Origin of the sequence: Pleurocapsa sp. PCC 7319, from assembly GCF_000332195.1 — a bacterium.
Lineage (GTDB): Bacteria > Cyanobacteriota > Cyanobacteriia > Cyanobacteriales > Xenococcaceae > Waterburya.
Map to the genome: position 1 here is coordinate 2,519,453 of NZ_KB235922.1, position 14,074 is coordinate 2,533,526.

A 14,074-nucleotide genomic window follows, 5' to 3' on the forward strand; every position below is an offset into this window, starting at 1 on the left:
AAATCTGTTACATATTTTACATTTTATAGAATTCCCAGCAAGTAAGATCAATTGCACTAAATATCTAGTAATAAAACAAAACTGTCATGGGATACGAATCGCGCGCGCAAGCAATTTATCGAATAACTAATCGACAATCATTTCCAGCTGGACCACCTAGTCGTTTAGAAGAACTGTGGGGCAAGGATGTTTTTAGCTTGAGCAAAATGAAACAGTGTTTACCCAAAGCTGTTTTTAAATCTCTGAAAAAAACAATTCAAACAGGTCAACAGTTAGATGCTTCTGTTGCCGATATTGTGGCTTCAGCAATGAAGGACTGGGCGATCGCCAAAGGAGCATCTTACTATGCTCACGTTTTTTATCCCATGACAAATGCTACCGCCGAAAAACACGATGCTTTTGTGTCTATACAAGGGGATGGGACGGCAATTTCTGAATTTGCAGGTAAATTACTGGTTCAGGGTGAACCAGATGGTTCATCTTTCCCTAATGGTGGAATTCGTTCTACTTTTGAAGCTAGAGGCTATACTGCTTGGGATGTAACTAGCCCAGCTTACTTAATGGAAACAGATAACGGTGTAACTCTCTGTATTCCAACGGTGTTTGTTTCTTGGACAGGAGAAGCCCTTGACAAGAAGACTCCTCTATTGCGCTCTATTTCAGCTATGAATAGGTCAGCCACTAGGGTGTTAAAGTTATTGGGTCACACGGATATTGCTCCTGTGAATTCTAGCTGTGGTCCAGAACAAGAATATTTTTTAGTAGATTCTTACTTTGCCAATAGTCGTCCCGATTTATTATTGGCTGGCAGAACTCTGTTTGGTAAACCTCCTGCAAAAGGACAGCAGTTCGATGACCACTATTTCGGTGCAATTCCCGAACGGGTTCAAGTCTTTATGCAAGATGTAGAACAGAAAATGTATCGTTTGGGTATTCCTGCCAAAACTAGACACAATGAGGTGGCTCCTGGTCAGTTTGAAATTGCACCTATTTTTGAAGCAGCCAACGTAGCTTCCGATCACCAGCAGTTAACTATGACATTGTTACGTCAGACTGCGAAAAAGCATGGTTTCGTCTGCTTACTTCACGAAAAACCCTTTGCTGGAATTAATGGTTCTGGTAAACACGTCAACTGGTCTGTGAGTAATACTACTCAAGGCAATTTACTCGATCCTGGCGATTCTCCTCACGAAAATGCTCAGTTTTTAGTTTTCTGTGCTGCCGTAATTCGCGGTGTACATAAATATGGCCCATTAATGCGGGCTGTAATTGCTAATGCCAGTAACGATCACCGTTTGGGAGCCAACGAAGCTCCTCCGGCAATTATGTCAGTTTATTTAGGTTCTCAATTAGAGACTCTATTTAACCAGATTGCGTCAGGTAGTATGAATGATACCTACGGTAAAAGAGGAGAGATGAGAATTGGGGTGGACACTTTACCTCCTTTGTCTAAGGATGCAGGCGATCGCAACAGAACATCTCCCTTCGCTTTTACGGGCAATCGCTTTGAATTCCGTGCTGTAGGCTCTAGTCAATCGGTTTCTGGTCCCCTGATTGTTCTCAATACTATGTTGGCAGATTCGTTAGATTTTGTTGGCGATCTTTTAGAAAGTGAACTAGGTAAAGGAGTAGAACTTAACGCTGCTATTTTTGCCGTACTCAAAGAAATAATGCACAAACATGGTGCGGTTATTTTCGGTGGTGACGGATACTCTGCTGAATGGCACAAAATGGCTGTAGAAGAAAGGGGCTTGGCTAATCTACCTACTACTGCAGATGCTCTTCCCTGTTTAACAGAAAAATATATTGAAGAGCTATTTGAAAAAACTGGCGTTCTGTCTCCTGTAGAATTAGAAAGTCGCTACGAAGTATATTCTGAGCAGTACATTCTGTCTATTGAAGTAGAAGCCAAACTGGCAATAGATATGGTGAAAACTTCGATCTATCCTGCAGCGATGAGACATTTAGCTGAGATGGGCAATACTGTTGCTGGTCTCAAAGACATGGGGATCGATTTAGATCGGGATAATATCAAGAAAGTCGCCGAGTTAACTAACTCAATGATGTCCAAAGTGTCAAAATTGAGTACGGCTTTGGCAAAAGAAGACTTTGCCAGTACTGAGGAACACATGAAATATTGTGCTAGCACTATTCGCCCAATGATGGACGACCTTCGGGAAGATGCTGATGCTCTTGAAGGAGAAGTCTCCGATGACCTTTGGCCCTTACCAACCTATCAAGAAATGTTATTTATTAAATAATTTGTCTTTTCTACTCAGTTAGACACCCGAATAAATAATTGGATTTTTGACTTTATCCCTATTCACTTAGCCACTCATAGCTAGATGAATTAGATTAAGATTGTAATTATTATGAAACCGTTCTTTATGGACGGTTTTTTGTTGTTAATAAACAATATGGATTGAATAGTTAAATTAAGTTCTTTAACATACTTAAAGATTACCAATTTTAAGTCTGATTTAATCTCACAAAATAAGATTTAAAATTCATCTAACTCTTAACAATTGCTAACTATTATTTTTAATGATAATTAAGTCGCGAAAATACATGACATACTATGAAGGCCTATAGAATTCAAAATTAGCTAGCTTATAAGCGCAGTAGAACCTGAGCTCTGCATAAAAGAAGGCGATTAAGCTAGAATATCAAATATTTTATCTGCTTGTATGTCTATATCTAAATATCTTTTACATCATGTCTTTTTTGTAAAGATTAGACAGGTCAAAGATATTAAATCTATATATTTTCGGGACTTTTGGTCAGGAAAGGCATAGTAGTTAATAATTAAGGCTATCAATTAGATGTATCTTAATTAAGTGTTAGTTTGGATCGATTAAAAATAGCCCTTTATCATACCTCTTTTTGCTATATCAAACTGTATTCAAAAATACGGCAAGAAAGGAAAAAAAATCACAAACTAGACAGAATTGAGTTTGCAACTTGTAGACAAACTAACTATATTTTCTAAATTAATCGAAGTGTAAATGAATTCTGAATTCTTAAAACCTAAAAAAACACTCAAACGTAAAAATCCAACGGGAGTTGGTCGGCAATTTAAAGACTTACTTCCCGAACCTTTGAGAACAGTATTTAAATCTTTTTCTTCTTCTTGGTTTTTATGTATTCCTTTAGCAGCAATGATTGTTGTCGTTTGGAATACAGCCGCCACCGCTCAAGGATTAGATGCCCCCGCTAACCTAGATGAACTGAGAGTTGTCTTAGACTCAATCTTTCTGCTATTTTGCTCCGTTCTAGTAATTTTCATGAATGCTGGATTCGGAATGTTAGAAACAGGGTTCTGTCGTCAAAAAAATGCGGTTAATATTCTGGCCAAAAATCTAATCGTATTTGGAGTCGCAACTTTGGCTTATTGGGCAGTAGGTTATGCCCTCATGTATGGTGATGGCACTCCCTTTATTGGCTTAAAGGGCTTTTTCTTTAATGGAGATCCTGCTCCTTATGGTAATGATCCCTATCCAGCAGCAGTTCCCGAAGCAATTTCCTTTTTATTCCAAGTGGCTTTCGCGGCAACAGCAGCAACTATTGTTTCTGGTGCGGTAGCAGAAAGAATTCACTTTGGCGCATTCTTAATTTTTAGTACTTTACTAGTAGCCTTTTCCTACGCGGTCACTGGACATTGGGTTTGGGATGGTGGTTGGTTGAGCGAAATGGGCTTTTCTGACTTTGCTGGTTCAACCGTGGTTCACTCTGTGGGAGGATGGGCAGCTTTAGTTGGTGCAGCTATTTTAGGACCGAGACTTGGTAAGTATCAGAACGGGAGAATTAGTGCAATCCCTGGTCACAACATGGGTTTTGCTACTCTAGGATGCCTCATTCTCTGGATTGGCTGGTTTGGCTTTAACCCCGGCTCAGAACTAGCCGCTACAGCCAATGTTCCTTATATTGCTGTGACTACTAACTTAGCCGCAGCAGCAGGTGGTGTTGCTGCAACTTTTACATCTTGGATTAAAGACGGTAAGCCTGACTTATCGATGGTTATTAATGGTATTTTAGCTGGTTTGGTAGGTATCACTGCTGGTTGCGCGGATGTTAGCTATTTATCTGCGGTAATTATCGGTGTGATCGCTGGCATAATCGTAGTTTTCTCTGTTGCTTTCTTTGACAGTATCAAAATTGACGACCCCGTTGGTGCAACTTCGGTTCACTTAGTTTGCGGTATCTGGGGAACTTTAGCGGTAGGTATCTTTGGCACTGGTAACATTGTTACTCAAATTATTGGCATTGTGGCGATTGGTGCTTTTACCGTAATCTTTAGTGCTATCGTTTGGACTATCCTCAAAGTAACTATTGGTATTAGAGTGGATGAAGAAGACGAAAGACGTGGTTTAGATATCAGCGAACATGGTATGGAAGCCTACAGTGGATTTGTCAAAGAAGCCGATGTTTTAGCTGGTGGTGGTTCTAGTATTCCCTTTGGTAAGGCAGAAGCTAGCGGTTCGGAATTCTAGACGTTGCTTAGTAAAAGCGTGATTTTTAAATTTTGCCATTGCGATTTTGCTTAATTAAGTAACTATCGTAGTGGTATTTATTTTGACTAGCTATTATCAATGATTCAAATCTCTTTGATTCAAAACATTGATGGCATGGTTAAACCTTGAAGAGACTTTTGATGCTCAGCTAGATTTTTTCCCTGAATCAATACACCAAAGCCACCCAAGCCAGTGGGGTCAATTAATTGATGTAAAGCATCACGACGTTTAAAAATCTCTGCAATCTCATATTTACCACTAGAAAGTTCATTTAAGCGATCGCCTAAACCCAAAGCCATCAAAAATAGACCCTGTTGAGTAAAACCAAGAGTTCTTAACCCGTGTAGTTTTCCCTGGCATTGTAGAGCTGTAAAATCCACCTGAGCAGTAATATCTTGATGACCTATATTTACGTATGGATTGTTATGATGACGATGTTGAAAATAACACTGTAAAGTACCTTGACTACGAGCGGGACGATAATACTTATCAGCAGTATAGCCATAATCCACAGTCAAGACATACCCTCGTTTAAGTTTACCTGCAACTGTTGTTAGCCAATTTAAAGCATTGAGATTAACTTCAGTACGATAACCCTGAGGATAGTCCGCCTCTAGTAAATTGATACCAACCAAATCAAAATATGCAAGCAGTTTTTCTGTCGAAACAGGATGGCTAGTTTCGGTTAGACGATCTTGTTCAATACTCAAAAATACTTCTTGTAATTGCTGCTGATTCTTGGTTATTAAATGAACAGGGAAAGCATCAACTAACTCGTTGGAAAAAAAACAGCCCTCGATACTGTTGTCGGCAATATCTGACCAAGTTTTCCAAGTTAGATCAACATCACTAAAAGAGCTGAGCAATTTCTGCTGTACCTCGATTAAGGCAGTTGACTGCTCGATAATCACGTAATTTAACGCTTTAACAAATAAATTATTATCGCTGTTATAGAAATAATTTAAAATATCTTGGGCAAGTTCACCATTACCTGCACCCATTTCCACTAGATAAAAAGGATCGGGGCAACCCAATTTGTGCCACATTTCTTGGAACTGAACCGCGAGTAATTCCCCAAAATCTTTACCTAGTGAGGACGAAGTGAAAAAATCTCCCTTGGCACCAATACTAACTACTCCTGAATTATAGTAACCATAGTGATGATGATATAGAACAAGGGTCATGTATTCAGCAAAAGTAATTCGCTTTTCTGGAGAATTATCGATTTGGGTAAAAAGAAGCTTCTTTAGTTCTTGAGAATGAGATGATTCAGACAAATTTATCATAAATATGAATATAGTATCAATTTAAAACTGTATTTAAAATTAGTAATCTGTAACTGAGAGGACTATTCTCAAGGTGTCACAACTATACTTTGTTTTGAGCTTGATTGATGTAAGCTGTGGAGGAATTTGATTACATCGGACGGAATTATGCCCTGAGTTTATTTATACTTGGATTTTCAAACAATAGATTATGGTGTAAATTGATTTAAATAATCAAAAGTGAATGAGTGGTTTAAAAAGTACAATTAAAGCAGAAAATTTAGTTGATATCCTCCGCAATAGGGCGATTGAACAGCCAAATCAAACTATATATAATTATTTGGCGGACGGAGAATTAGAAAATCAAAGCCTGACCTACAGACAAGTAGAACAAAAAGCGAAAATGATCGCCGCTTATCTTCAGTCTGTTAGCTCTCCTCAAGATAGGGTTTTACTCCTATATCCTTCGGGATTAGACTATATTACTGCTTTCTTTGGTTGCCTTTACGCTGGAGTAATTGCGATTCCCGCTTATCCCCCACGACCTAATCGTTCTTTAAACCGCATTCAAAATATTCTGCAAAACGCCAAGTCGAATTTAGCTTTAACTAATAGTAGTACTTTACTAAGTCTGGAGCGTCAATTAGAACGTACTCCTGAGCTTCATAGTCTACGCTGGATTACAACAGACACCTTAAACAGCGATTTAGCTCAAGACTGGCAAGAACCTCATATTGTCGGCAATGATATCGCCTTTTTGCAGTATACCTCGGGCTCAACAGCAGAACCAAAGGGAGTCAAAATTGCTTATCGGAATTTATTGCATAATCTAGAAGCAATCCATCGCTGTTTTAGACATTCGCCCCAGAGTAAGGGAGTAATTTGGCTACCACCCTACCACGATATGGGCTTGATCGGTGGTATTCTTCAGCCATTGTACGGTGGTTTTCCCGTGACATTAATTTCGCCGTTAATGTTTTTACAAAGTCCTCTGCGCTGGCTTAAAGCCGTTTCCCGCTACCGGGCTACTACTAGCGGTGGTCCCAATTTTGCCTACGACCTCTGTGTTCGCAAATTTAAACCAGAACAAGCACAAGGATTAGATTTAAGCAGTTGGCAAGTAGCTTTTAATGGTGCAGAGCCAATCAATCATGAAACCTTACAAAAATTTGCCCAAACCTATGCTCCCTACGGATTCGATGAATCAGCTTTTTATCCCTGCTATGGCATGGCAGAAGCAACTTTAATTGTTTCTGGTGGTTCCCAAAACGCCGCTGTAGTAACCAAAACTGTTCAAGGAAGAGCTTTAGAACAGAATAAAATTGCGATCGCCCAGGCCCATGAATCTCACTCCCGTACTTTGGTTAGCTGTGGTGGTAGCCTAGTCGATCAAAAAATTGCGATCGCCAATCCTGAAACTATGGTGAGCTGTAACCCTGGAGAAGTTGGAGAGATTTGGGTTGCTGGCTCTAGTATTGCTCAAGGATATTGGGAGCAACCCGAGATAACTGAAAACACCTTTAATGCTTACCTCCAAGATACCCAAGAAGGACCTTTTTTGCGTACAGGAGATTTAGGTTTTATCGATGAAGGTGAGTTATTTTTTACAGGTCGTCTCAAAGACATGATTGTCATCAAAGGACGCAATCACTATCCTCAAGATATAGAAAAAACTGTAGAAGAAACTAACTCTTGGATTAGACCAAGCGGTGTAGCCAGCTTCTCTGTTGAGATCAAGGGAGAAGAAAAATTAATTGTACTAGCAGAAGTAGAGCGTCGTTACTGGAGTAGCCAACGTTATGTAGCCAAATCTAATGGCAGTTCGACTCAGGAAAATATTATTGACGCTAAAGATTTGATTAAATCAATTCGGCGAGAAATTTCCAAAAAACACGATTTACAGGTTCACACCGCTCTATTACTCAAGCCAGGTAGTTTACCTAAGACCTCTAGCGGTAAAATTCAACGTCACGCCTGTAGGGCCGAATTTTTGAGTAATACTTTAGAAGGCTTACCAGTTTAAGGTGAGTTTGGAGTTTGGAATTCAGATATCTAGAAACTGAAAAATTCTGGTGATTTTCTGAGTTTTTAGCTCGTCTAGTAGAAGTAGAATAAAAGTTTTTTCAAGCTATTTTAAGATTACTTTGATGTCGCTCTGGAACAATTAATACTGGACAATTAGCTTTGCGGATTACTCCTTCACTGACACTACCTACTAAAGTTTTGTAGACGGAACCATGACCGTGAGACCCAATAACAATTAGATCGGCATCGAGTCTTGAAGATTCTGCGATAATAGTTGCTACTGTCGCCCCTTGAACGAGTAAAGGAGTGACATCGATGCCACTTTGCTCTAATTGCAAAGCTTGATCTTGAATATATCTGTGTTCTTTTCTCAAAATTTTAGCTCTCCAGTCTCGTTCGCATTGTGGACCAGTACCATAACCAACAAAATCTGGATCTGGAGCAGCAATATGAATCAACCATAACTTGCAAGCAAAGGATTGAGCCATTTCAGCTGCTTGTGCAACAACTTTAGGAGTAACGTCGGAAAAATCTATGGCAGCTAAAATATTATTCAAGATTAGTTCCTCACGATAACTAAAATGTTTCGCTATTCAATTATTAACATAGTTCAACTTATTGTCCCGAGCAAAAAATTATATGAGTATTATATAAGTTGTTTCAGCTGCTCGGCGACTCGGATCGCGTTAGCAATAATTGTTAAAGTGGGGTTTACTCCTGAGTTGGAAGGGAAAAAGCTGCTATCAACTACGTATAAGTTTTCGACATCGTGAGTACGACAATCAAGATTAAGTACCGATGTGCTTGCATCTTCGCCAAAACGACAAGTACCACATTGATGCCCTACCGCTGAGAGAGGAATATAACTACGGGGATATATACCCAAAGGAATAACGTGCTTGGTAGATTTAGTGATAGCCTTCAAAGTTTCAGTCCAACGATGAATTAAACGATCTCTTGCTTCGAGGTTATTAGGAGTATAGTCAAGACCTACTCGATCTTTTGCCCACCGTACCCGATTATTGGGGTCGGGCAAATCTTCTGTTTGTAACCACCAACCTGTGGAGTGTTGGGCTACTATCTCCAAAGCCTTTTCAGGCGAAAACTTAACAAAAGGAGCTAGTAAAGGAGGTGCTTCAGCAGGAATCATTCCCGCTTTGACGTTACCTGTATTTTGTACCATGCCCATTGGATAGGGAAAGTCTGGTTCTCCCCAATAAAAATCATTTAGACCGATAGTTTTTTGATAGACTGTCTCATTTTGGCGATCGCTTAAAGCAACGATAGTGGTAGCAAGATGCTTCATAAAGTTGCGTCCTACTTGATCTGAACTATTAGCTAAACCATTGGGGTGGGAGTCATTAGCAGAACGCAATAGTAGAGCAGCGGAATTGATCGCACCACAGGCAACCACAACCAGATTGCCCGAAAATATTTCAGTGCGATCGCCTAAATCAGTTTCCACACCCGTAACTTCTTTTCCCGTACTATTGGTATGCAGCTTAAGCACCTTGGCTCCAGTCATTAAAGTAACATTGTCATATTTACGAGTGGGATTAATACAATTGACTTCGGCATCTGCTTTGCCATCAACTAAACAAGGAAAACCATCGCAAGTATCGCAGCGAATACACTGGGATAAACTCCGATCTACTTCATTTAATTTAAGTCCAACAGGTAAATTGAAAGGGGAGTAGCCAAGTTGCTTAAGACTATCAACAGTAGTCTGCATCTGGGGTTCATGACTAACAGGCGGATAAGGATACTCGTCTCTTTTCGGTTCCGTGGGGTCTTGACCCTTTTTACCATGAACGTTAAATAATTTTTCCGCTTGAGTGTAATAAGGGGCAAAATCTTGGTATTTTAGCTCCCAAGCTGGAGAAATTCCCCCTTTGTGTTCTACTTCGTCAAAATCTCGTTCTCGCATGAGTAATAATGCTGCACCATAAACCTTGGTATTACCGCCAACCCAATAGCAAGTTTGAGGATCAACAGTTTCTCCTTCTTGGTCGCACCACTGTTCTTCAGTATAGTAACGATGGTCTTGATAAACTTTTTCAGGACTCCAATTTTCCTTCTCTCTAGGTAAAAAGTCACCCCTTTCTAAAACCAAGATTTTTTTACCAGTTGGCGCCAGCTCATGAACTACAGTGCCGCCTCCAGCACCAGTACCAATCACAATCAGGTCGTAATGTTGATTCATATAAACTCTTGATCAAATACTTTTTCAAATAAACATTTCGTCTCAGCACGTTATGTGCGAGCAACTATTTGCTGATAACAAATCAACTTCGGGATTCAAATGTTAATCAGCCAGGCATTAATCGAAAATGCTCCAGGACCAAAAACTAATAGTACAACTAAGATCAGACTATAAATAAAAGCTTTTTCTTGACTGGGAGGTTCCCCTTTACCACTTGCTCCTTCGTATTCTCCTTGAGGAATAAGATAGGGATCGCTAGCAACAAAGGGTAATCCTTGAGTAATTTCTAAAACTAAAGCAAATAACATTGAACATAAGATCGCTAAACAAGCTAAAGGAGTCAAGAAACCACTAACCAGGCAAAAACCACCCAAAAACATCGATAGAGCTGATAAAAAGCAGAGATAAATTGGAAGTTTCAAGGCTTTTGACCACTGTTGTAAATGGGTGAGTTTAGGATAGCCGTGCAGAATAAACAAAATCCCTAAGCCAACACGCAAAGCTAGTAAGGTTATACCCTGAATTCCTACAGGAAAGGGTAAATAAAGCGATCGCCACAATTCTAAAATTGATTCTAAGATATTCAGCATTATTTAGTGAATTTACTGGCTTCAAGATTGATTTATTGATTTTAAATTAATCGCATATAAAGAACTTCCTGCGGTAATAAATAAACGTCTACCATCTTTTCCTCCAAATGTAAGATTGGCGACAACTTCAGGGACAAGAATCTTACCCCAACGAGTACCGTCAGGGGCGTATATTTGAACACTATCAGCAGAACTAGTAAAAATATTTCCTTGTTGATCTACTCTTAATCCGTCAGGTTGTCCCGGTTCAATAACTGCAAATACTCTACTGTTAACCAGTTCTGTGGCATCGATTAAATCGTAAGCGCGAATATAGTGATGACTTTGAGGATGATCGACTTGAGATGTATCGGAGACATACAAAATACTTTCATCGGGACTAAAAGCTAACCCATTAGGACGTTCCATCTCTTTAATTACCGCATCTATTTCCCCTGTATCGGGGTCAAAGCGAAAGACAAAACTTCCCGCTTGTTCCTGATTTCCACCATATCCCTCTCCTGGTTGAGTCAACCCGAATGGGGGATCGGTAAACCAAATTGTACCGTCACTTTTTACTACTAGATCGTTAGGACTATTTAGACGATTATTTTGGTAGCGATCGCATAAAATAATCCATTCTCCATTATGCTCCCGTCTAATAATTGCCCTTTGACCATGAGAACAACTGACTAATCGCCCTGATAAATCAAGATAATTACCGTTTTGATATTCAGATGGTTCGCGAATTACACTTACCCCATCTCTAGCATTCCAGCCGAATAACTTGTTACCACTTACATCACTAAAAATAACGCTATCGTCTTCAGGAATATACACAGGGCCTTCTGTATGTTTTGCTCCATCGGCTAGTTTTTCTAATTGGACATCTGGGTCAATAATTGAGTACATTCGTTGGTCGTAAACTGCGATCGCCTCTTTCATATTCAATAGCGAATTAATATCTATAGCATTATCAACGTGAATTCGATGAGTACAAAATTTAATGGTAAGAAGTATGGAATCGGGAATAGGCAACAGGCAATAGGCTATATTTTTCGTTCCTATCAGCATTGAAAATAGAGAATATTTTCGAGAATTGCTACCCAAATATCCTTTGTCGAACTGACGTTTATCAAATAACTATATCTATCAGGAAAAGCATACAAAATTTCACCTAAATCGATCTTGTCTGTTCTTGCTGTAAATTTGTCTAATTTTGCGTCAACGATAATTTATTCAAAATCGATTTCCCAAACATACTCAGGACTTACGCACTAAGCACCTATAACTTGCTGTTTCCCATTCCCTATTCCCTATTCCCTATTCCCTATTCCCTATTCCCTAAAACCTTGATTTTTTGTTTCACTGCGTAAGTCCTAATATTTTGATTTAGCGCGTAACATCACTAGCTAACAAAATAGCGTGTCCGTTTGGGTCCTTAATTAAATAACCTCGACTATAACGATAGAACTCGGGAAACTCGATTGCTTGAGGTGAAATAAGTTCTATTTTTTGTTGTTTTAACTGCTCGATTTCTTTTTCTAGTTCGGTTACTTCCATGACATAGTGTAGATGAGGAATGTCATTTATTTGCCATTCTTGTGGTCTTTCTCGACCAGTTTCAGGTTGTTGATAATCTAGGAGTTCGACTCCAATACTAGATTCTATTGGTTGTAAGGGAGTAACTTGCACTTTGGCTACGGGCAAACCATCGAGATCTGCTTGAACTTGACCCTGATTAAGATTCGTTCCCTCTTGCTCCAGATTTAATAGATCGCAATAAAATTTTAAGCTTTCTTCCGTATCTCTAACTGCGATCGCACTATGATCGATACCTAAAAATATGTCATTGTTGTTTTGGTGCCATTTTTCTTTTCCTTTATCTTGAGGAAACCAAATTAATTCCAAACTATGATGATTTAATTCCCGAAACTTAAACGCCCTCACCCCCGCAGCTAGTTTATTATCATCTGGTATGGTTTGAGGTCGATTAGAAATTGGTGTAATAGGAAAATCCTGTAAATGTTCGTAAGCGCGATCTATATCACTGACGACAATTGCCAAATGCTGAAACCAAAGATCATTACTTTGAGAATCTTCAGGAATGGGTTTAGCTTTAAGATCGAGATACTGAATTAGTTCAATAAATTCATCTCCTAGCTGTAGGGTAACTAGACGAACATCAGTAGGTGGAATTGACCATAATTGATTATTAGTAGATGAAACCCATATCCTGTCGTCAACTATTTTAAAACCAAGAGCTTGAGTATAAAAATCTACAGAGCGAGCAATATCTGCAACCGTCAAGGCGATCGCATTAATTCTTTGAATTTTAATCATAACTAATTAATTTCTATTGGGTATAAATTTCCTACCAATATGGACCCCAGCCTGTGTACCTACTGTAAATCTCCTGGTTTTAATCCCATCCAGCGATCGCCTTCTAACTGAACTATCATTAATTTGGCAGGTTCATCTCCTACTGTTCCCGAAAGATGTCCTTGTTTCCCCTCTTGGTCGGGCTTCGTATTTTGATCGCCCCCAAAAGAAATTTCCCCCACACCCATTTCTACCCTCTGTCCATCCATAGTTTCTACAAACCATTTACCAGATAGAGGAATAATCCACTGGGGCTGGGGGTTTTCGTGCCATTCTCCCACCCAGTTTACGGGTAATTCAGCAAAGACAATTTTAGATTCGGCATTCATCAAGCGATTATTCCATTGAGGAGCCGCATCACCGCCCATACTTTCCTGTTTAAAGTTAGTTAATTCACATTGAGTCTGATGACTAACACCATCACCATCAGTCCAAACATGCCAATAACTAAATTGTGGAGAATTAGACTCTTTTTTTGTATCAGTCATTATTTACTTGTTACTTGTTACTTGTTACTCATACAGAGAGATCGCTGAATCAGGTTCAATGACCACCACTCGATCAGCTGTCAGATTTCCTGTTGCTGCCCCAGCAGCAGCGCCACCAACAATTTCACCTACACCTGCATCACCAAATACTTCACCTAAAACAACCCCTCCCGCAGCACCAATACCTGCATCTTTAGCGATCGCTCCAGCTGATGTATCGCGAGGATCTTTAACATCTTTGATAATTCCAGAAGAGGCATTAATCCTGTAGCTGTAGTTGCCATAAGTTACTGCTTCAGCAACATAGCGCAATCCACCTTCAGCAGGAACATATTTACCGACTATGGTTGCACCTACTGGAACAGTAACATTATCAATCACTCCTCTTTCTTGCGCGATTAGATTATAAGAATAGGTGCGATCATTATTCAGATAAAGGGTTTCCTGTTGAGCGCTTTCAGCCTTTAAGCTTGGCGAATTTTGAGCTAATAAGAATTGAGTTTTTGGTTGACTTAGAGCAGGTCTGGTAAATAAAAATACTCCGCCTATCAGGAAAAGTCCTGTAGTTGTCCAGGTAAGCATATTGCCAATATTACTTTGTATTTTGTACGACATAGTCATAATGTATTTA

11 protein-coding genes are annotated in these 14,074 nt (G+C 39.4%); 3 read left to right on the plus strand and 8 right to left on the minus strand.

Annotation, left to right across the window (positions count from 1 at the left end; all coding sequences use genetic code 11):
• Positions 1-86: 86 nt before the first annotated feature.
• Positions 87-2,261 carry a glutamine synthetase III gene (locus tag PLEUR7319_RS0115345; protein ID WP_019506113.1) on the plus strand — a complete coding sequence of 725 codons (2,175 nt, stop codon included), beginning with the start codon at positions 87-89 and terminating at the stop codon, positions 2,259-2,261.
• Positions 2,262-3,005: 744 nt separating this feature from the next.
• Positions 3,006-4,490, plus strand: coding sequence for an ammonium transporter (locus tag PLEUR7319_RS0115350; protein WP_019506114.1), 1,485 nt, complete (start codon positions 3,006-3,008; stop codon positions 4,488-4,490).
• Between the two features lie 119 nt (positions 4,491-4,609).
• On the opposite strand, the gene PLEUR7319_RS0115355 is transcribed toward PLEUR7319_RS0115350, so the two are convergent.
• Positions 4,610-5,797 (minus strand): class I SAM-dependent methyltransferase, encoded by a 1,188-nt coding sequence (locus tag PLEUR7319_RS0115355; protein WP_019506115.1) that lies wholly within the window; start codon positions 5,795-5,797, stop codon positions 4,610-4,612.
• Positions 5,798-6,020: 223 nt separating this feature from the next.
• Here PLEUR7319_RS0115355 and PLEUR7319_RS0115360 point away from each other — a divergent pair, with 223 nt between their 5' ends.
• Positions 6,021-7,799, plus strand: coding sequence for a fatty acyl-AMP ligase (locus PLEUR7319_RS0115360; RefSeq protein ID WP_019506116.1), 1,779 nt, complete (start codon positions 6,021-6,023; stop codon positions 7,797-7,799).
• 100 nt (positions 7,800-7,899) lie between these two features.
• Here PLEUR7319_RS0115360 and PLEUR7319_RS0115365 read toward each other — a convergent pair whose 3' ends face one another.
• The 7 genes from PLEUR7319_RS0115365 to PLEUR7319_RS35505 all read right to left on the minus strand — a co-directional run bounded on the left by PLEUR7319_RS0115365 (position 7,900) and on the right by PLEUR7319_RS35505 (position 14,064).
• A complete protein-coding gene (locus PLEUR7319_RS0115365) occupies positions 7,900-8,358 on the minus strand; it encodes a universal stress protein (protein WP_019506117.1) in 459 nt (152 codons plus the stop codon).
• Between the two features lie 89 nt (positions 8,359-8,447).
• Positions 8,448-10,004, minus strand: coding sequence for a GMC oxidoreductase (locus PLEUR7319_RS0115370; RefSeq protein ID WP_019506118.1), 1,557 nt, complete (start codon positions 10,002-10,004; stop codon positions 8,448-8,450).
• Between the two features lie 95 nt (positions 10,005-10,099).
• On the minus strand, positions 10,100-10,594 hold the full coding sequence (locus PLEUR7319_RS0115375) for a DoxX family protein (protein ID WP_019506119.1): 495 nt from the start codon (positions 10,592-10,594) through the stop codon (positions 10,100-10,102).
• A gap of 21 nt (positions 10,595-10,615) precedes the next feature.
• Positions 10,616-11,518, minus strand: coding sequence for an SMP-30/gluconolactonase/LRE family protein (locus PLEUR7319_RS0115380; protein WP_019506120.1), 903 nt, complete (start codon positions 11,516-11,518; stop codon positions 10,616-10,618).
• A gap of 447 nt (positions 11,519-11,965) precedes the next feature.
• Positions 11,966-12,916, minus strand: coding sequence for a VOC family protein (locus tag PLEUR7319_RS0115385; RefSeq protein ID WP_019506121.1), 951 nt, complete (start codon positions 12,914-12,916; stop codon positions 11,966-11,968).
• 59 nt (positions 12,917-12,975) lie between these two features.
• A complete protein-coding gene (locus PLEUR7319_RS0115390; protein ID WP_019506122.1) occupies positions 12,976-13,443 on the minus strand; it encodes a hypothetical protein in 468 nt (155 codons plus the stop codon).
• A 24-nt stretch (positions 13,444-13,467) separates the two neighbouring features.
• Positions 13,468-14,064 (minus strand): hypothetical protein, encoded by a 597-nt coding sequence (locus tag PLEUR7319_RS35505; RefSeq protein ID WP_144054317.1) that lies wholly within the window; start codon positions 14,062-14,064, stop codon positions 13,468-13,470.
• Positions 14,065-14,074: the final 10 nt, after the last annotated feature.